At 37.6% G+C, this 20,738-nt stretch carries 18 protein-coding genes and 1 riboswitch; of the genes, 11 read left to right on the top strand and 7 right to left on the bottom strand.

Annotated elements, in window-relative coordinates:
- Positions 1–160 precede the first annotated feature (160 nt).
- From IAE20_RS06705 to IAE20_RS06675, 7 genes are all read left to right on the top strand, one after another.
- Positions 161–2,323 (top strand): TonB-dependent siderophore receptor, encoded by a 2,163-nt coding sequence (locus IAE20_RS06705; protein WP_200481708.1) that lies wholly within the window; start codon positions 161–163, stop codon positions 2,321–2,323.
- 66 nt (positions 2,324–2,389) lie between these two features.
- Entirely contained in the window at positions 2,390–2,683 is a 294-nt protein-coding gene (locus IAE20_RS06700) for a hypothetical protein (RefSeq protein ID WP_200460055.1), read from the top strand.
- Positions 2,684–2,686: 3 nt separating this feature from the next.
- The gene (locus IAE20_RS06695) at positions 2,687–4,246 is read left to right on the top strand and encodes a PepSY-associated TM helix domain-containing protein (protein WP_200460054.1); all 1,560 of its coding nucleotides are present in this window, start codon (positions 2,687–2,689) and stop codon (positions 4,244–4,246) included.
- A complete protein-coding gene (locus tag IAE20_RS06690) occupies positions 4,243–4,560 on the top strand; it encodes a DUF1634 domain-containing protein (protein WP_200460053.1) in 318 nt (105 codons plus the stop codon). Before IAE20_RS06695 ends, IAE20_RS06690 begins: the two co-directional genes overlap by 4 nt.
- A 141-nt stretch (positions 4,561–4,701) precedes the next feature.
- Positions 4,702–5,583, top strand: a complete 882-nt coding sequence (locus IAE20_RS06685) for a sulfite exporter TauE/SafE family protein (protein ID WP_200481820.1) — start codon at positions 4,702–4,704, stop codon at positions 5,581–5,583.
- A 126-nt stretch (positions 5,584–5,709) separates the two neighbouring features.
- Positions 5,710–6,801 (top strand): 3-deoxy-7-phosphoheptulonate synthase, encoded by a 1,092-nt coding sequence (locus IAE20_RS06680; protein WP_200481709.1) that lies wholly within the window; start codon positions 5,710–5,712, stop codon positions 6,799–6,801.
- 213 nt (positions 6,802–7,014) lie between these two features.
- Positions 7,015–7,539: a protein tyrosine phosphatase family protein gene (locus tag IAE20_RS06675; RefSeq protein ID WP_200460051.1), complete on the top strand. Its 525-nt coding sequence runs from the start codon at positions 7,015–7,017 to the stop codon at positions 7,537–7,539.
- On the opposite strand, the gene ispF is transcribed toward IAE20_RS06675, so the two are convergent.
- Entirely contained in the window at positions 7,527–8,018 is a 492-nt protein-coding gene (gene ispF / locus IAE20_RS06670) for a 2-C-methyl-D-erythritol 2,4-cyclodiphosphate synthase (protein WP_200460050.1), read from the bottom strand. The two genes, IAE20_RS06675 and ispF, sit on opposite strands and share 13 nt — an antisense overlap.
- A 95-nt stretch (positions 8,019–8,113) precedes the next feature.
- Here ispF and IAE20_RS06665 point away from each other — a divergent pair, with 95 nt between their 5' ends.
- Complete coding sequence (locus tag IAE20_RS06665; protein WP_200460049.1) at positions 8,114–8,767, top strand: hypothetical protein; 654 nt, start codon at positions 8,114–8,116, stop codon at positions 8,765–8,767.
- Positions 8,768–8,815: 48 nt separating this feature from the next.
- Here the strand turns inward: IAE20_RS06665 and IAE20_RS06660 are convergent, their stop codons facing one another.
- Together IAE20_RS06660 and IAE20_RS06655 are read right to left on the bottom strand one after the other, a co-directional pair.
- Positions 8,816–10,060, bottom strand: coding sequence for a D-amino acid dehydrogenase (locus tag IAE20_RS06660; RefSeq protein ID WP_200481710.1), 1,245 nt, complete (start codon positions 10,058–10,060; stop codon positions 8,816–8,818).
- A gap of 145 nt (positions 10,061–10,205) precedes the next feature.
- Positions 10,206–10,293, bottom strand: a riboswitch (glycine riboswitch).
- A 124-nt stretch (positions 10,294–10,417) separates the two neighbouring features.
- Positions 10,418–11,950: a TerC family protein gene (locus IAE20_RS06655; RefSeq protein ID WP_200460047.1), complete on the bottom strand. Its 1,533-nt coding sequence runs from the start codon at positions 11,948–11,950 to the stop codon at positions 10,418–10,420.
- A gap of 496 nt (positions 11,951–12,446) precedes the next feature.
- Here IAE20_RS06655 and IAE20_RS06650 point away from each other — a divergent pair, with 496 nt between their 5' ends.
- A complete protein-coding gene (locus IAE20_RS06650; protein ID WP_200460046.1) occupies positions 12,447–12,911 on the top strand; it encodes a MarR family winged helix-turn-helix transcriptional regulator in 465 nt (154 codons plus the stop codon).
- Here IAE20_RS06650 and IAE20_RS06645 read toward each other — a convergent pair.
- Complete coding sequence (locus IAE20_RS06645; RefSeq protein ID WP_200481821.1) at positions 12,908–13,567, bottom strand: SOS response-associated peptidase; 660 nt, start codon at positions 13,565–13,567, stop codon at positions 12,908–12,910. The genes IAE20_RS06650 and IAE20_RS06645 overlap by 4 nt on opposite strands.
- A gap of 210 nt (positions 13,568–13,777) precedes the next feature.
- On the opposite strand from IAE20_RS06645, the gene IAE20_RS06640 reads away from it, so the two are divergent.
- Positions 13,778–14,185: an RcnB family protein gene (locus IAE20_RS06640; RefSeq protein WP_200481711.1), complete on the top strand. Its 408-nt coding sequence runs from the start codon at positions 13,778–13,780 to the stop codon at positions 14,183–14,185.
- Between the two features lie 68 nt (positions 14,186–14,253).
- Here the strand turns inward: IAE20_RS06640 and IAE20_RS06635 are convergent, their stop codons facing one another.
- From IAE20_RS06635 to IAE20_RS06625, 3 genes are all read right to left on the bottom strand, one after another.
- The gene (locus IAE20_RS06635) at positions 14,254–16,419 is read right to left on the bottom strand and encodes a malate synthase G (RefSeq protein ID WP_200481712.1); all 2,166 of its coding nucleotides are present in this window, start codon (positions 16,417–16,419) and stop codon (positions 14,254–14,256) included.
- A gap of 367 nt (positions 16,420–16,786) precedes the next feature.
- Positions 16,787–17,932: a cell division protein ZapE gene (gene zapE / locus IAE20_RS06630; protein ID WP_200460043.1), complete on the bottom strand. Its 1,146-nt coding sequence runs from the start codon at positions 17,930–17,932 to the stop codon at positions 16,787–16,789.
- 86 nt (positions 17,933–18,018) lie between these two features.
- On the bottom strand, positions 18,019–19,029 hold the full coding sequence (locus IAE20_RS06625) for a helix-turn-helix domain-containing protein (protein ID WP_200481713.1): 1,011 nt from the start codon (positions 19,027–19,029) through the stop codon (positions 18,019–18,021).
- 155 nt (positions 19,030–19,184) lie between these two features.
- Between IAE20_RS06625 and IAE20_RS06620 the strand changes: the two genes are divergently transcribed.
- The gene (locus IAE20_RS06620) at positions 19,185–20,705 is read left to right on the top strand and encodes a flavin-containing monooxygenase (RefSeq protein ID WP_200481714.1); all 1,521 of its coding nucleotides are present in this window, start codon (positions 19,185–19,187) and stop codon (positions 20,703–20,705) included.
- Positions 20,706–20,738 lie beyond the last annotated feature (33 nt).

Raw genomic sequence — 20,738 nt, 5'->3', positions numbered from 1 at the left:
ATTCCATAAGTTATCTGGAGTTTTCTTTTTTTGTTACATAAGCGTATCTAAAATTACATTCAGAAATATCATTACCATCATAATTAACGATGACAATTAGATTGTAGCGAGTTCTGCTAAATAATAAAATAAATGAGAATTATTCACATTACTTTATCTCATGAAACCATCCAACCCATCTTTGTTTAAGTTATCACTGATCACGCTGGCAATTTTTCAGGCGCATCTTGCATATGCTGAAGAAACAACCTTACCCGTGATTGAACTTCAGGCGGATGCTTCTGATAATCAAAGCTCAGAACAAACCAAATCCTATATTATCAAAAAAAGTAGCAGCGCAACCAAGCTCAATATTGATGCTCAGGAAACGCCACAGACCGTGAATGTCGTCACTCGTCAGCAAATGGATGACTTTAATTTAAATTCAACACGCAAAGTTCTTGAGAATACTCCAGGTGTAACTGTTTTAAATCAAGAAACTGAACGTACTACATATATGTCTCGAGGTTTTGAAATATCAAATATTCTAACTGATGGGGTGGGTTTCCCACTTTCAAACTACAATTATAATAATACTAATCCAGATACTTATTTTTATGATCGAGTAGATGTCGTAAAAGGTGCAGATGCTCTAACCAATGCTTTTGGTGATCCTAGTGCCACCATTAACAATATTCGTAAACGTCCAACTAAAGAATTTCAGGCAAATGCGGGTATTAGTTACGGTTCTTGGGATACTCAACGTTATGAAGCAGATATTTCAGGTTCACTCACAAAAGATGGACGCGTTCGGGGCAGAATCATGGGTTTTGAACAAACTGGAGATTCTTACCTTGATCATTATTCATCAGAAAAAAATGGATTTGCAGGTATTTTGGATGCGGACTTAACTGACACTACAACCATCACAGTTGGTTATAGTGAACAACAAAACAATCCGAATGCTAATAACTGGGGGGCTTTACCTCTTTTAAATAATAATGGCCAACAAATTTCTTATAGTCGTTCGTATAATCCAAATCCCGATTGGGCACATTGGGATCATAAAACTCAGGAAGCCTTTGCGGAGCTTAAACAAAAGCTTGGTGAAAAATGGTCCGCAAAGCTGACTTATAATTATACTAAAACTGATCATGAAAGCAGATTACTCTATTATTATGGTAACCCCACTACTCAAGGTGAAGATGTTTCCTTGACAGCTTGGGGAGGTAAAGAAAGAAATGAACAAAATTTAGTTAATTTTGATCTACAAGGAACTTATTCTCTTTTCGGTAAAGAACACGAAGCTGCATTTGGTTATAGCCATATAGAAAATAAACAGCATGACAGGCAAACCAGCGGTTACATAAACGATACAAATATTATTGATGATTATTCATTAGGATATTTACGTCAACTTACAACAAATTGGGCAAGCTGGACACCTCAATCAGTTACTTGGTCAGACTTTTCTGAAGCCGCAAATTATAAACAAAAAATTGATTCTTATTATGCTGCTACACGACTGCACATAAGTGATGATTTAAAATTATTACTCGGCGGGAATTATGTTCAAGCAACTAGTAAGGGTGATAGTTATGATTCAGACATGTCTTATGATAAAGACAAGTTCTCTCCATATGCAGGCATCACTTATAATTTCACTCCTGAATACACAGGTTATGCAAGTTATACCTCTATTTTTCGACCACAAACTGGTATTGATGAAAGCACAAATCAATCACTTAAAGCTGTAGAAGGTAAGAGCTACGAAGTAGGTTTGAAGAGTTTATGGCTAGATAATAAGTTAACAGGAACACTTGCTATCTTTAAAACTGAACAAAACAATTATCCTTTAAGAAGTTCAGATGGTAATCCTCTGAATCGTAAAGTTTTGACTAGTGACTTAGAATCACAAGGAGTTGAACTTGGTTTAGCAGGACAACTTACAGATAATTTTAATTTGTCATTTGGTTATGCTCAGTTCAGTATTAAAGATAAAAAGAATGGAGGGCAAGCACGTACCTACAACCCAACCCAGACTTTAAATTTACTTGCAACTTATACTGTTCCTATTTTACCAAAATTAAAAATTGGAGCTGGTTTACGATGGCAAGATTCGATCAAACTTGACGATGTTAGTCTAGGTAATTCGAATCTGATCAAACAGGATGCTTATGCATTGGTGGACGTAATGGCAAGTTATGATGTAAATGAGCATATTAGCTTACAGGCAAATGGGAATAATATTACAGATAAGAAATATCTAAATAGTTTTCCAGATGGACAAGCTTTTTATGGAGAACCAGCTAACTACAGCGTAGCTGTAAAATTTAAATACTAATTAATCGATTAAGCCAAGTCTTGAGCACAAGGCTTGGCTTAAGTATTTTAAAAGAAGCAAGCCAATATGAGTAAAACACATTCTCTTTCTATAGCTTACAGATTTGCGGTGTTCTATCGCTTCGTTATTGCGTTTATTGTCGGTTTTATTTGCACTGCATTCTTAAGTGTTGCTTTAAGTTATTTATTTCACCTGACATTTCCCAAAGCTGAATCTGTTTATCTAGCGGCATTTTGCGCTATTTTATTTTATGCCTTATTTGTCATCTTGGCATTTTGTGTTCAATCCCTGCTAAAACTTACAATCTATAGCATTGTGATTTCTGGTATTTGTGTTTTTTTGACGATAGGACTGGGTTAAATCATGCATAAGAGTATTCGTCAGTCGATGGCATGGTTACACTCTTGGACAGGTTTACTGTTAGGGTGGTTGCTGTTTGCCATTTTTATTATGGGCACGGCTTCTTATTATCGCCATGAAGTTAATTTGTGGATGCAACCCAAACTCGCCCAATACGATGTAAATCAGGAAACTGCCATTAAAACGGCTTATCAATATTTACAAGAACATGCAACTGGTGCGAAAAGCTGGTATATCGGCGTTGCCTCCAAGCAATCCCCTGTCACCAATATCTATTGGCAAAAAACAGAAGGTGGCTATGAAAGTAAAACACTGGATGCAAATACTGGTAAGGAATTAAGTCTTTCCGCGACACAAGGCGGCGATTTCTTTTATACATTCCATTACCAACTGTTTGGTTTTCCAGTCATGATTGGTCGCATAATTGTTTGTATCGCCGCATTTATTATGTTTATTGCGCTTATTTCAGGCATTATTACTCATAAAAAAATTATTACTGACTTCTTTACTCTACGTACATTTAAATCCCAGCGTTCATGGCTGGATTTTCATAATGTTTCCTCCGTGATTGCGTTGCCATTTTTCTTAATGATCACCTTTACTGGGCTTGCTATTTTCTTTTATATCTATTTGCCTTGGGGAATCCAAAAACTTTATCCTGAAGATCGCTTTCAGTTTTTTAAAGAAATTCGTACTCAGGTAGTAGATAACAAAACACCCGTAAAAGAAATGCAGAATTTACCTCTCGAAGTCTTGCTGGCAAAAGCACAAACTCAATGGGGAAATAAGGAAATTGACTCGATTACAGCGGACAAACCCAATACCAATCAGGCGCAGATTACCATTAGTCAGGCCGAAGATCATACCATTACGGGTAATAAACCACAGATTACATTTGACGCAACCACAGGAAAGCAACTCGCTGCCACCCGAAATGATAGTTCCATCGCCACATTGAGTTTTGGGGTTTATGGTCTACACATGGCCACTTTCGCCCAACCCCTCTTACGCCTTGCTTTCTTCTTTTCAGGCATTTTAGGCTGCTTTATGATTGCATCAGGTCTTTTACTGTGGAGTTTAAAACGCCAGATACAAAATAAAAGCGACACCTTTCATTTTGGACATTATCTTGTTGATCGACTTAACGTTTCGACTTTTGTGGGCTTACCTATTGCAATGCTGGCTTATATGTACAGCAATCGTTTTGTCGAACTAAAATCGGATATGCCTAACTATGAAATTTATACTTTTTTCATGATCTGGTTACTCAGTTTTATACTTGCGTTAGCGACTAAAAAACAATGGTTATGGCGTTCACAGCTCAGTGTTTTTGTGCTTGTCGCAATTGCATTGCCATTTTTCAATCTTGTTTATCTTATCCAAAATAGTTTAATTTCAGACATTAGAAGTTATTGGTTATTTTTTAGAGTCGATATTTTCTTTCTTCTTTTTGCAGGTCTTGGTTATTTTATTCTCAAGAATATTCATCCTATTCAAACCAAATCCAGAGAAAAACTTGAAAAGAAGCTGCGCGTCACTAATACCGAGGTAAATGCCTCATGAGTATTATTTTTGGCATCGTTTTGATTGTAATGGGAATGTATATTTTATATGTTCTGAGCAGCAAACAATTAGAAAAAACCAAGAAATCTAAACTTCAATTTCTTGCCCATAATGTCAAAATTATGCGTATTTTTGCATTTATTCTCTTTTTGATTGCTGGACTTTTTTTTATTGCGGCTTATGGTTCCTCAATCGGATTTATAAGTTGGTGGATTTTTGCGACACCTTTAGTTTTTGGCATCATATTGTATATCAATGATTTAAAACCTAAAGCTGACAATCGACATAAGCCCTCTAGATCCCATAGAGTATAGATTAAACGTGTCTTTTTTTATTTGCGTAACGCTAAAGACTTCTTTAGCGTTTTTTTGCATAAGCAAAGCATTATTATTCACAATCCTTTATCTCAAAAAGTCATAAGATATGCAGGTTTTTTATAATTGGCTGATTTGTTAATGTTTGGTCCTTTTGAGTTTATATTAGCAGGCGTATTAGTTGGCTTTTGTGTCGGTATTACGGGCGTTGGTGGGGGATCTTTGATGACCCCAATTTTGATCAGTTTATTTAGAATTGAACCTCATATTGCGATTGGTACAGATCTACTCTATGCCGCTATTTCCAAGTTTTGCGGTTCTCTAGTACATGCCAAAAAACTCAATATTGTGTGGCCCATCGTGCTTTGGCTAGCAATAGGCAGTATCCCAGCGTCTTTTGCTACAGCGTGGGTACTTGAACATTATTTAAGCCAATCCTCTCATTACAAAATGGTATTAACCATAGTTCTGGGTTTCATGTTAACTCTAACGGGTATTTCCATTATTTTTCGTGCCACTATTGAAAATTTTTTTATGGGCTTGCGTAAAAAACAGGAAAAAGTAGATCACATTCCGCAGGACAATATTTCTGAGACTAAACGTGTCTACATTGTGATTATGGGAATTATTTTAGGTGTTTTTGTCACCTTGTCATCTGTGGGTGCAGGTGCTTTTGGCATTATGGCACTGATTATCATGTTTCCTAATCTACCTATGATTCGGATCATTGGCTCGGACGTTGTACATGCAGTACTTTTGACTTTTGTAGCTGGCTTAAGTCATATGAGCGCAGGTAATGTCGATTTCCACCTATTGATGTGGTTATTAGTCGGTTCAATTCCAGCTATTGTAATTGGAACTTTAATTAGTTCACGCTTACCAGAGAAAATTATCCGTAAAGTATTGGGTATAACCCTATTTGCACTTGGTGTGAACTTTATTATTCACCCTGTCAAAGCTAAACCTGTTGAAAAGCCAGCCATCACTCAAACCATTTCTGATGAAAAAACAACCACAAAATAAGCTATCTAACGGATTAATCGTTTTTTTTAAATGATTAATTCGTTGCAAATATAGTCAGATATCTCTTATTTCATGGTATATTCATTCAACAGATACCCCTAAGCAATAATCGAATCAGTGACAGCAATGAATACTCTACAGTCTAATCCAGTCTCTCAACCAGATATCGACGACGTTAATATTAAAAGCATCCATCCTCTTGTAACACCAGCAGAATTAAAGTCTGAATTGCCATTGACTGAAGATGCTTATCAAACCGTTCTCAAAGGTCGTGAAACCATTCGTAATATTCTTGATGGTACAGACAAGCGTGTTTTTGTTGTGATTGGCCCTTGTTCTATTCATGACCCGAAAGCGGCCCATGAATATGCTGATCGTTTAAAAGCTTTAAGTGAAAAAGTAAAAGATTCTCTTTATATTGTCATGCGTGTTTATTTTGAAAAACCGCGTACCACTGTGGGTTGGAAAGGTCTGATTAATGACCCAGATATGAACGATTCTTTTAATATCGAAAAAGGTCTACGTATTGGTCGTAAACTATTACTTGAGTTAAACCAAAAGGGTCTGCCATGTGCTACTGAAGCACTTGATCCAAACTCACCACAATATTATCAGGATTTGATCTCGTGGTCTGCCATTGGCGCACGTACGACCGAAAGCCAGACACACCGTGAAATGTCCTCTGGTTTATCGTCTCCTGTAGGATTTAAAAATGGTACAGATGGCGGCCTAACTGTGGCAACCAACGCGATGCAATCGGTTAAACATGGCCATAGTTTCCTTGGTTTAAATGAAAATGGGCAAGTTTCTGTCATTCGTACCAGTGGAAACCCATACGCTCACGTGGTATTACGTGGTGGTAACGGAAAACCAAATTATGATGCTGGCTCTGTAGCTGAAGCTGAAGCTGCTTTAGCCAAAGCCAAGGTCAGCAATAAAATCATGATTGATGCAAGTCATGCTAACTCAAATAAAGATCCTTACTTACAACCATTGGTATTACGCAATGTCGTTGAACAAATTGCTGAGGGTAATAAGTCTATTGTAGGTGTAATGGTAGAAAGCCACTTAAAAGGGGGTCGTCAGGATATTCCTGACAACTTAGCTGATTTGGAATATGGTCAATCTGTGACCGATGGTTGTATCGATTGGGAAACTACAGAACAAACATTGCTTGAAATGCATGAAAAGCTTAAAGACATGTTAACCCAACGCTAAGCACTATGTTCATAAAATAAAAAACCCTTATTTAATAAGGGTTTTTTATTTTAAGGAAAGGTTTTAGCTAGAAAAAATTGAGCATTCACGTTTTCTTCTCAGAATCCAGTAGATTTTATAGGGAATTTAAAGCTAAGATGGATAGGCAGATCTGTCTTCTTTGCAATTAGGCACGACAGCTTTATCATATTCTAACGATACATTAGTATTCTTATGACCACTTTAGAACAATCCCTCTCAGAAATTCTGAACTTTTCCCCTGTACATGAACATCTATTGAGTTCAGGACAACCTACAGCCACTCAATTACAACATATTAAAGAATATGGTTGCAGTACCGTGATTAACCTTGCTTTGAATGATGCAGATCCACATCTTGAGAATGAAGACCGAATCTGTCTTGAGCTTGGATTAAACTACATCCATCTACCTATTTTATGGGAGATGCCAGCATGCGATCAGAGTCTATTGGTTCTTGATTTAGTCGATCATTTGGTTAGCAATGAAATTGTCTGGATACATTGCGCAAAGAATTACCGTGTAAGCTGCTTAATGGCACTTTATCGGCAATACTTCATGGGAATGGATATTGGATCAGCTCAGGAAATATTGCATCAAATCTGGGAACCGAATGAAACATGGACAGGGTTAATGCACAGTGTTGCCTTACAACTTCAGGGTCGCATGGCAACACAAGATTTGCAACAATCGTTAATTGATCCAAATCAATTCACTTGATGTGTCACCAATACTGTTGCCGTTGAGAGAATTCCCTCCTGACGGCCTGTGAAACCTAATTTTTCTGTCGTTGTCGCTTTAATACTAATCTGGGTAATATCCAGTTCTAAGACATCGGCGATGCTCTGACGCATTTCCAAATTGTATTTTGCAAGTTTAGGCCGTTCACAAGCCACAGTAATATCGGCATTATTTAAAACATAACCACGATCCAAAATGAGCTGATAAACCTGTTTAAGCAACACACGGCTATCTGCCCCCTTAAACTCAGGATCTGTATCTGGAAAATGCTGGCCAATATCACCCAAAGCCAAAGCGCCCAGCAAAGCATCTGATAAGGCATGTAATACCACATCTCCATCAGAATGAGCCTTTAAACCATGCGTATGAGGAATTTGAATGCCTGCTAAAGTCACATGATTTCCATCTTCAAAAGCATGAACATCCATGCCCTGACCGATGCGAATTGGTAATATCATTTATTTTCCTTTATAAAACAAATCACACAGCTTGTATTCTGGCTTTTGGTTTCGCTATAGTACGTCTAGCCACTGAAATGGAAGTATAAGCGATCATGACGTTTCGTACAGATAGATTTCCTTTAAAAAACGTAGTTTGTGCATTCACGATCAGTTTTTGCTTTTCCTCAGCCTATGCGACAGATCAATTTAACTGTACCAAAAGCAAGTCTTCATTTATTAACAAAAAAATTTGTTCTGAAAGTTTTCATGAAACCCGTCATGAATTAAATAATAAATTTTTAGTTGCCTATCTAGTGTCAGATGCACCGATTAAACTTTTATACGATACACATTCACTTTGGTTCAATCGTTTGCAACAATGTAAAACCCAAAATTGTATTGAGCAGCAATTTTCAATACGTGAAGATGATCTTAATTTTTATACCTCTCTAAACCAGAGCTTGACCCAACATTTCTTAAAATTTGAGCAGGGTAAAATTGCCAGCCAACCAATTCATTTGCAAGTTCATCAGCTAACTAAAGACAAAATTAAAATTGAAGGTATTGCCTATCGTAATCCAAACAATCGTACAGATAGTCAAACGATTCCCTTTTTAGCCTATACCGCCCCTGATAAAAAAGATCAGATTTTTGACAATGAACATGATTGTAAATATAGCTTTAATTTTCAAAAAAGTATTTTAGTGGTGAAGACAGAACAGAAAGGTTGTGAACGTTTTAGTGGTATTTATCGCCTTTATGATTAAAAAATGAGGAGAATGTCCCCTCACTTAATCGATACAACCGTTGTAAAATTAGGCAGATAATTTCATGGAGATTTCTTGACTGATAATAGACGCTGTCGCAGTTGAAAGTGTCCAGCCTAGGTGACCATGTCCAGTATTATAAAAAACACGTGGATGCTTTCCTTGTTTAATCACAGGCATCATATTGGGCATCATGGGTCTAAGACCAGCCCAGGGAACAGCATGTTCTGTTGATATATCAAAGTTTGCATTGACCCAGTTAATAAGTGGCTGAATACGGTCTGCACGGATATCACGATTGTAACCATTAAATTCAGCCGTTCCTGCTACACGAAAACGGTCTTCGCCTAAACGTGAGGTAACAATTTTGGCACTTTCATCCAGTAGGCTAACCCAAGGTGCATTTTTAATGCTTTTCTGATCCTTTAAATGTACTGTGATCGAGTAACCTTTCACGGGATAGACATTGACACGATCACCCAACATATCTGCAAGTTGATAACTGCCAACACCACCACATATTAAAATGGCATCTGCTTCTAAAGTAATCGGCTGATCTTTGGGATTAATCATATTTTCTGAACTTGGCTGACAGGAAACTATCACTTTATTTTCCAATAGTTGTACATGATGCATATCAAGTCCAAAACGGTATTTAACTCCATATTTTTTGGTTCTTTCAGCCAGTCCAACCGTAAATTTATGAATATCACCAGTCGCATCATCTGGCGTGTAATAACCCCCAAAATAATCACCTGAGAGTGTAGGTTCAATGTGCTTAATTTCATCGGGGGTTACCGCATGACGTACCAACGTCCCTCTACACAACATGTCATTTACACTTTTGGCAACGCTATAATCTGCCTCGGTATGATAAATATGTAAAATTCCACGTTTTTCCAGATTAAAATCGATCTCTTCTTTTTCGGCTATTTCAAAAAGACGTTTACGGGCCAATAAAGCTAAGCGTACAGTTTCAATTGTATTGCTTTCATAATGTTTAATACTGGTCAGAAATTCAAATAACCAGCTATATTTATGAACGTCAAAAGAAGGATTGAGCAATAATGGGGCATCTTTTTTAGACATCCATTTCATGCCTTTAAGGATTGTCGATTTTTGGTTCCAAACCTCTGCATTACAGGCAGACAACTGTCCACCGTTAGCAAATGAAGTTTCCATCGCTGGAAATAAATGCCGATCGATCACCGTGACGTCATAACCTAATAAAGCTAGTTCATAAGCAGAAGTGACACCGGTGATTCCCGAACCCACTACAATAACATGAGACATATAAGCTCCCTGAAATGAAAATTCATTTCAAAAAATGCCCCATCTGTCTATGTACCTGAGAGCTTCGGTTTTCAATAATTCCTATTAATTATTTTAACCATCCCCTTCGGTGAGTATTTTTATAATACTTCTCTCCAGATTAATGCCGATTATTACAGTCCTTTTGCCTGAGAGTTTCCGGGGTCGTTGCTCCTTCGGCGTGTTCACAGGAACATCTCTCCTGCAATAATTCATATTGTTATAAAAGCAATGTACATGCCAGTTTTAAAAAATCCAATTTTATTTTGTAGTGATATGAAAAACCTCATCTATTTTCCACAGATGAGGCTTATTTAAAATTAAAATTTTACGAGAATGTTAATCATCAATTGGGTAAGTAATCTTTACCGTCCTGATTCTGTTTTCATCCATCTCTAGCACTTCAAAACGAATGCCTTCATGTTCGATGGTTGTTCCAACCTGTACGATCTCATGAGACTTATCCATGATCAGGCCAGAAACACTGATATATTCACCGTCTTCAGGCATTAATTCAATCATGCCAAGCTCAAGCTCAAGCTGATACAAATCTAAAAGCCCAGTTGCCTGCCATGTCCGCTCATCAATTTTCACCAATTCTGGTTGTTCGTCAGCATCTGGAAATTCCCCAGCAATTGCTTCAAATACATCTAGGGGCGAGATAAGACCTTGTACTGTGCCAAATTCATCACTGACCAAAACCAGTGAACCTTTAGACGAACGTAAAGTATTAATCGCATCAATGACCTTCATTCGTTCAAAAATAAAAATGGGTCGTTGACGTTTAAGCAATACTTTTACATTATCGGGATGATCGAGCGCATCGATTAAATCTTTAGCACGAGCAACGGTAATGACTTTATCCAGACTACCGCGACATACAGGGAATAAACTGTGTGGTACGGATAATATTTGCTGGCGAATTTGTTCAGGATCATCATCAAGGTTGACCCATGAAATCTGTGAACGTGGCGTCATAATCGAAGTCACATTACGTTCAGCAAGTGTGAGCACCCCACCAATCATGTATCGCTCGTCATTGACAAATAAAGCGTGAGATTCTGAGCTTTCATCAACAGCGGCAATTCTGTCTTTTTCACCCATCATCTTAAAAATAGCATTGGCTGTACGATGACGTAATGGAATCTTTGACTGATTCTTTTCCACATTACGCTGTGAAAACTGGTTAAAGGCTTCAATAAGGATCGCAATACCGATACCCGAATAGATATAACCTTTTGGAATATGAAAACCCATTCCCTCGGCAATCAGACTAACCCCAATTAAGAGCAGGAAACTCAAACACAAAATCACAACGGTTGGATGTCTATTAACAAACGCAGTCAATGGTTTAGACGCAATTAACATGACAATGACGGCAATGGTCACTGCGGTCATCATGACATAGATATTATCCACCATACCGATGGCGGTAATTACAGAGTCTAATGAGAAGACAGCATCAAGTACGATAATTTGTGCAACAACAGCCCAGAAACTAGCATAAGCCACTGAGGAAGCAGTTTTAATTTCCGGCTTACCTTCCATCTTTTCATGTAGTTCGGTCACGGCTTTATAGACTAGAAATAATCCTCCAAATAAAAGAATTAGATCTCGTCCCGAGAATGTCATTCCTGCAACTTCAACTAAAGGTTTAGTCAGTGTAACTAACCATGAAATAACAGAAAGAAGTGCCAAGCGCATAATAAGCGCAAGGGATAAACCAATAACACGCGCTTTATCGCGTTGCTCAGGAGGAAGTTTATCTGCCAAAATGGCAATAAAAACAAGATTATCAATCCCTAGAACAATTTCTAATACAATAAGGGTAAGTAACCCCACCCAAATACTTGGATCTAATAAAAATTCCATATTTAGATCCCCTCAAATACTTGGGAAACAATCAGTAAACAAGACCTATACGGCGATGGATCCATTCAGGGATACCTTTTCAATGAACATAATTTATTATGCATAACTTTTTCCACTTGTAATTATTTTTTTGTATATTTAGCCAATTTTTTAAGTTTTTATTAAGTTTTGATAATTCTATATACTTTTATATGAAAAAAAGTAAAGCAGACAATTCTTTTATCTAATAATTTAACCAAATACAACACACAATTAAATCAAAAGGTGAACTTGATAAATTTTATTAAAATATGATTACTTTACAGAAAGATAAAGACTCATATAAATTATTATATAAACCCTGTGCAGTTCACATTGTATTGGCAAAAAATTTAAAAATATAAATTTCTTGCCAACTCCGTCACAAAATACTATGATTAAATCGATAACACAATTACTTTAGAACAATACCGTATAGCAACAATAATTACGTATCAACCAACTTGGGAATTCTGAAATGAGTAAAAAATATACACGGTTTTTACCTACCGCAGAGTCTTTCGATTTTAATGAGTTTCCATATTACTGGATCTCACAAGTTCATGCTCGTTATGTCCTCAATATTGACAATGTCCTGAAAAAATATGGTTTGGATAATTCTCGCCGTAGAATTCTGTTAGCGTTGGATTCAAAACCTAAAGCCAGTGTTTCTGATTTGTCAGAAATGATCATCTCAAAAATGTCGACGACCACCAAAATCGTTTACCGATTAAAAGATGAAGGTCTCGTCAACACGTTTTCCTGTCCTGAAGATGCTCGTATTACTCGAGTAGAACTGACAGAAAAAGGGAAAGAAATGATTTTCAAAATTAATGATATTACGAGTGTGGTGTTAGAACAATCTTTTGATGGCTTGACTCCACTGCAGCTTGAAAAAACCATTGAAAGCCTAAAAGTTCTCTATAAAAATCTATCACATTAGTCAAAAAAGTTTAACTGAGGTGATACTTTTGGAGTGAGCTGGCGCGGTACATGCTCACATTCAAATTCGTCAGTTGGAAAACCCTCCACAAAGCTGTGTATGTCGGGTGTTGTTAGATCCAGCCATTCATGCAGACGTTCATGAGGAATGACGATTACCGAGCGTTTTACATCACCTGGTTCATGAAATTCTTTCATCATCGGATGGTCAATCGCGTCCATAGTTAGCATAGACGCTGAACGAACAATGTCGCCATCTATTCGGCAGATTTCATAAATAGCGGCAATGAAAAAAGCCTGTCCATCTTTACGACGTACACACCAGCGCTGTGGCTTTCCATCAACATATTTAGCTTCATAAAACTCAGTTACAGGGATAACTCCAAAATTACATTTACTAGCAGCTTCAAAAAAACTTGAACGCTGTAACAGTGTTTCACTTCGCGCGTTGTAAGTCTTTTTAGCTACAGATAAGTCAGTGGCCCATTTAGGGACCAAACCGAACAAAACCTGTCGCCACTCCAGCCCCTTTTCTGATTTAAAAAGCAAAGGAATAGGATAACTTGGATAGGCTTCTTCAACGTATTCAAATGAGATCGGAGGCAATCCCAAAGCATGCAGTTGGTGAATAGTCAAAGGTTTAAAATTAGCACACATATCTGAGTTAGAAAGATCCACCATTTTTCATCATGCTTATAGCATAACATTGCTTCGTAGATTTAACATACAGATTTACCCGTTCCAAACTTAATCAAACTAGTTCTATATAAAAGATCTTAAAATATAGTGATGTGCAACATTTACTCCACTTTTTATGCTTATTTTGTATTTATAGTGAAGGTGTATATTTAGTTGAAGGAAAAAATAATGAAATTAACAAAAACTGCTCTTGTGGGTTTAGTCACTTTCTCAATCGTGGGAACCACTTTTGCAGCGCCCCCAAATGATAATGATCACCGTCCAAATGCTCCTCATCAGGAACAACGCCCAAACACCCAAAAGCCAAATCAAAACTCACATCAAAATCAGCCTCCTCGTTACCAACAAGATCGTCAAGCTTATCGCTCAGACATGCCACGTCCTCATCAGAATTGGAACAAAGGTGATCGCGTTCCACAACAATACCGTGGTAAACCTTATTATGTAAATGATTGGCGCTCACGAGAACTTCCTGCACCGCCATCTGGCCATCGTTGGTTAAGAATCAATGGAGATTATGTGCTTGTAGCTATTGCAACAGGAGTTATTAGTCAAATTCTTTTGGGTGGTCATTAATCTCCAACCAAAATAAATTATAAAAAAACCGTTCAATATTGAACGGTTTTTTGTTTCAAGCGATCAGATTAATCACCTGTATAGCCTTTTAGTTTTAAACGAGCTGCGTGTAGCAAAGGCTCAGTATAACCAGAAGGTTGTTCCGCACCTTTAAAGATGAGATCAGAAGCAGCTTTAAATGCAATGTCATTAACAAACTTTGGTGCCATTGGCGTGTATTCTGGATCATGTGCATTTTGACCATCAACCACTTTGGCCATACGCTCCAAAACTTCCTCCACTTGTTCTTTAGTCACAATACCGTGACGTAACCAGTTCGCAACATGTTGCGATGAAATACGCAGTGTAGCACGGTCTTCCATCAATCCAACGTCATTAATATCTGGAACTTTAGAACAGCCCACACCTAAGTCTACCCAACGAACCACGTAACCTAAAATACCTTGGCAATTGTTTTCAAGCTCTTTGGTAATTTCGTCTGCGGTCCAATCTGTATTTTCAGCCAAAGGCGGAGTCAGCAAATCATCAAGTGGTAAAGCTTGAGCATTTAATAACTCTTTTTGACGTTCAGACACATTGCATTGATGATAATGAATCGCGTGAATAACCGCACCTGATGGAGATGGAACCCATGCACAGCTTGCGCCTGCTTCTGGATGTTCAATTTTGGTTTTGTACATATCAAGCAACATATCTGGTTTTGGCCACATGCCTTTACCGATTTGTGCTTTACCACGTAGACCTGTTTGTAAACCAATCATTACATTACGGTTTTCGTATGCAGGGAACCATTTTTGGCCTTTAATTTCGCCTTTACGAACGAATGCGCCAGCTTCCATAAAGGTATGAATTTCATCACCTGTACGATCCATAAAGCCAGTATTAATAAAGATAGTACGATCTTTCGCCTGAGCAATACAATTTTTCAGGTTAACAGAAGTACGACGCTCTTCATCCATGATACCGACTTTAAGCGATTTAGCGGGTAAGCCAAGTGCTTGCTCTACACGTTCAAAAAGTTCAACCGTAAAGGCAACTTCTTCTGGACCATGCATTTTTGGCTTCACGATATACATGGAGCCTTTACGTGAGTTCTTTAATGTATTTTCACCACGAATATCTGGAATCGAGAGTAAAGGTGTTACTAAAGCATCCATGATGCCTTCATAAATTTCTTTACCATCCACTAAAATCGCAGGATTTGTCATCAAATGACCCACGTTACGAAGAAGCATCAGTGAACGACCATGTAAGGTAGTGGTACCGCCGATCAGGTTTTTCACAGTTCGGTCTTCGCTGAGTTTACGAGTAACCGTTTTGCCATTTTTCTCAATAGATTCAGTTAGATCCCCCTTCATGAGACCTAACCAGTTGCGGTAACCTTCAACTTTTTCTTCAGCATCTACAGCCGCAACAGAGTCTTCCAAATCCTGAATCGTCGTCACTGCAGCTTCAAGAACTAAATCTTTGACACCAGCAGCATCTGTTTTACCAATCGGACTATTTGCATCAATTTCAATAATAACGTGTAAGCCATTATTCAATAAAACGATTTCAGAAGGATGCGCTTCTTCACCGTTATACCCCACAAATGCCGACTCTTGTTTTAATTTAGTTTGAGAGCCATCTTTTAGCGTCACAACTAGCACTTTATTTTCAACCGTATATTTGGTTGCATCAGCATGTGAGCCTTGTACTAGAGGGAATGTTTGATCAAGGAAATTTTTAGCAAATGCAATTACTTTTTCGCCGCGGACAGGATTATAGCCCTTGCCTTTTTCTGCACCATCCGTTTCTGGAATCACATCGAATCCATAAAGCGCATCATACAAAGAACCCCAACGCGCATTGGCAGCATTTAGGCTATAACGTGCATTACGCACTGGCACAACCAATTGAGCGCCTGCAAGTAATGCAATTTCTTCGTCTACATTTTCCGTGGTGATCTGGAAATCCTCTACTTCTGGTAATAAGTAGCCAATTTCTTTAAGGAAAGCTTTGTAAGCTTCTAATTCAAATTTATTATTACGGTGCCACTCGTCAATTTTAGCCTGTAACTCATCACGCTTTGCTAAAAGCGTCGTGTTTTTAGGACTAAGATCAACAACGACTTGCTCAAAGTTTTTCCAGTAAGTTTCACTATCTAAACCTGAAACGGGTAAAGCTTCATTTTCGATAAAGTCGTAAAGTTCTTTAGCAATCGCTAACTTGCCTTTTTGAATACGTGCCGTCATTGTCTTTCCTGATGTTGCTACTTTTTATAACAAGAGCTTCAAGTATACTGATTTATACTTTGCTGAATAGTAATATCACGCTGCTAAATAACAAGCATTTCAAAAACAAACTATCTCGTTTTTAGTTTTCTAACAGGGTTAAACATCCGATTCAGCAATATGAGTGCTCAATTACAGTTTATAAAATTTTAAAAATGTCGAAATTAGACTAAAGTTCAGCCCAGTCTATTCGACTCCTTTTTCATAATGAACCATAGTTATAACAAAAAAATATGGCATTGAAAGCATAGGCTCAAAGAAATTTGTACATTCTTTTTATAATGATTTTAAGCTAAATAAAAAGGCGTTCATTTTGAACGCCTTCAGGTTAGTTATTCTCTAAGGTTTGATGAATTTGGCGATGCTCAGAATGTAAATATTCATCAGACTGCATCTCCAGTAACCGAGATCGTGTTCGTTCTATTTCAAAAGCTAACTTTTCACCCTGATACAAATCGATGATAGAATCCTGTGATGTTAGAAGCAGCTTCACTCCACGATCATAAAACTCATCGACTAAATAAATAAAACGACGAACTCCTTCAGATAAAGTATCCGTTAAATGCGGTACATTACTCACCAACACTGTATTGTATAAGTTTGCAATTTCAATAAAGTCAGCAGGACTACGTGGTTTAAAGCACAATTCTGAAAACTCACACCATAATACGTCTTCGGTATGCCCTAAAGTCTCTACTACACGATTGTTAATGGTAATAGATTCATCAGAATAACTTTGTGTCTGAGTAATTGCTTTGAAACGCTGTGCCATCCAGATTTTGGTATCGTCTGTCAGTGGATGCTTAAATAATTGCGCTTGTTTCAATACACGTAAACGATAATCTACGCCTGCATCCACATTCAAAACCATACAATTCTTTTTCACCAGTTCAATCGCGGGTAAGAAACGATCACGGTGGATACCGTTTTTGTATAAGCCATCGGGTGCAATATTAGAAGTTGCAATTAAGGTAATGCCACGTGCAAACAACTTTTGGAATAAGTCACTTAAAATCATCGCATCCGTGACGTTGGAAACAAAAAACTCATCAAAGCAGATAACGACCGCATCTTTATAAATTTGATCAGCAACTAAATCTAGTGGATTACGCTGCCCAGATAAGCGGTTTAGCTCACGATGCACATGCTGCATGAAATGGTGAAAGTGCATACGAGTTTTACGGCGAAAGGGAACCGAATCAAAAAATTGATCCATTAACCATGTTTTACCACGCCCTACACCTCCCCACATATAGACGCCACGTGGTGCAGTTTGGCGACGAAAACGACGAAATGCTTTTTTAGACGCTTTATAGCGGCTAATTAAATCCTGCCAAACTCGTTCTAACTCATGTACAGCCAGTGCCTGAGCTTCGTCTGGCATAAATTGTCCTGAAGATAACGCTTGTGCATAACGCTCTGCCGGAGATAAGGGAGTAAATGCTGTACCGTGAGGAGAGTTAAAGTTTGCCATATTATTTAAGTGCTTTCAGTATTGTGAGAAAAGTATATCGAACATTGGATGATTTAAAGTAAAACTTTAGGCTATAGCAATCTCAGCTATTTTCCATACTGTCTTGGACTTTGCCCAAACCAGCGTTTGAATGCGTGATTAAATGCAGCAGGCTCTGAGTAACCGAGTAATTCTGCAATGACTTCAATTGAATATTCCTTATATTCCATAAGCTTTAAGGCCTTATTTTTAATTAACTGCTCACGAATTTGTTTATAACTCGTATTCAGTTGTTGCAATTGATGTCTCAGGGTCCGTTCTGGAATATGTAATGCAATTGCAGTTTCCGCCATGGTAGGAATAACGCCCTGTTGTAGTTCAAGATAATCATGTACTCGTTGCACTAGATCAGATTCCTGCGTTTGTTCATCATTTAAACGCTTAATTTCATCCAGACATTTTACTTCATATACACGATGTGTGATTAAATCCGCAGATGGGATTTTTACATCTAAAACCGTTTCATTCAAACTAAAAACTGCATGATCTGCATTAAAATGCAAATTATTGCCATAATAATGCTGATACTGCGCTAGCATATTTAAATTTTGTGGTTGGGGAAATGGCAAATCCACTCGAATTTCAGGAGCATCCAATCCCATCATTCTATAAATATCTAAAATAAATTTATAGGTTCCTGATATTTCACACTGCGCTCTTAATAATCCCATTTCTGTATTTAAATCAATAGGAGAATAAATTAAAGAAGCGTAACCATCCTGCTGAGTCAAACTTAATTTGCCAAACAAATGCGTGAGACTTTGATATTGAATACCTTTATATATCGCATTACAAATGGTATCGGCAGTGACCAATAACATCAACAACGGACCATAACCCGCTAGTGCGTAATGCTGTCCGATATATAAACCCTGCTCAGAAGGTACATCCTTACTGATAATATGCTGAATATCCCACTCCAGACTATCATGAATGATAGAGTTAGGATTTAATGCATCCACTCGTATCCCAATATTGGCTAGGCGTGTATCCACATCAATACCAGAATTACGCATTCCTTGTATTAAATACATGAGTCCAAGTATTGATCGCTTCATTATTCCGTCTGTTTTTCCATTACTTCGTTTTTGTACTACAAAGCTGTTTAAAAATTAATTGCCGATTCTATCAATTTTTATGTCGTTGCAATCATGTTTGCTTGAATAAAAATTGATTAATCTTATGTTCATTGTTTAAACACAGGATAAAGATCATGCATGAGTCAACAATAAATGCGATTCAAAAAACTAAAATAGCAATTATTGGTGCTGGATTTGGTGGCTTAGCGATGGCTATTCGCTTGCTCCAACATAATATCCATGATTTTGTTATTTTAGAAAAAGCCAGTGATGTGGGAGGAACCTGGCGTGAAAACCAATATCCAGGTGCAGCCTGTGACGTACAATCACATATGTATTCTCTCTCATTTGCACCTAAAACAGACTGGTCAAAACGCTATGCCGAAGCCGGTGAAATTTTTTCCTATATTCAGGATATTACTGAGCAATTTCAACTTAAAAAATATTGCCAATTTGGACATGAAGTCACACGCGCTGTGTACGATGAACACCGTTTTGTCTGGACCCTTTCTTTTAAAGAACATGCTCCCCTTGAAGCACAATTTGTAATTTTTGCTTCTGGACCCTTACATGTTCCACAGATCCCTCATATAAAAGGCATTGAAAACTTTAAGGGCAAAGTGTTTCATTCATCGCATTGGGATCATCAATATGATTTAACCGACAAAAATATCGCCTCAATTGGTACAGGTGGGAGTGCCATTCAATACATTCCTGAAATTGCCAAACAAGTAAAACAACTCTATGTGTTTCAACGCACGGCAGCTTGGGTGATTCCACGTGATGAACGTCCCTACTCAGGTTTAAGTAAATTATTATTTAAACAGTCTGATATATTTCGCAAGATTCATCGTGCACGATTGTATTGGAGCAATGAATCCCGTGTAGTACCCATTGTGCAACCCCAAATAATGAAATACGGCCAAAAATTGGCGGAGAGTTTTATTCGATTTCAAGTCAAAGACAAAAACATCGCAAAGAAACTTACACCTGATTATGTGATGGGCTGTAAACGAATATTAATTTCTAATAAGTATTTTCCAACGTTTAACCGTAAAAACGTAGAATTAATTACAAATGGCATTTCAGAGTTAACCGAAAATGGTATCAAGACCAAAGATGGTCAGGAACGCAAAATTGATTGCCTCATTTACGGCACAGGCTTTATTACTGATCCTCGTATTTACTTGAAACACTTTGACTGTATCGGAACGAACAAACAAGAGCTCAAACAAGTGTGGAAAGATGCACCTGAAAGTTACTATGGGATGAGTACCAAAGGTTTTCCAAATCTATTTCAATTACTTGGCCCAAATACAGTTTTAGGACATAACTCCGTTATTTTTATGATTGAATCACAAGTGAATTATATTCTTCAAATGATTCAATTGGTGGATAAAACCCAGACTCTGGCTGCCGAAGTTAAAACTGAAGTACAGGATCAGTACAATGCCGAAGTACAGCAAAAACTAGAAGGCACAGTTTGGCAAGCCGGTGGATGTGCTAGTTGGTATCAGGCTGCCGACGGTAAAAACTTCGCTTTATGGCCAACTTATACTTGGAAATATTGGTTAGAGACCCGCAAAGTTAATCCTTCTGACTATGTGTTTCTAGGACAAAGCAACACAAAAGATAAAAAACGGCTTGCTGCCTAATCTTTTATCTTCATAATAAGTAGGTTGAATCCA

This window comes from Acinetobacter sp. S54 (assembly GCF_016624945.1).
Lineage (GTDB): Bacteria > Pseudomonadota > Gammaproteobacteria > Pseudomonadales > Moraxellaceae > Acinetobacter.
The sequence above is the reverse complement of the archived record's forward strand: the minus strand, read 5'-3'. Positions and strand labels throughout refer to the sequence as shown.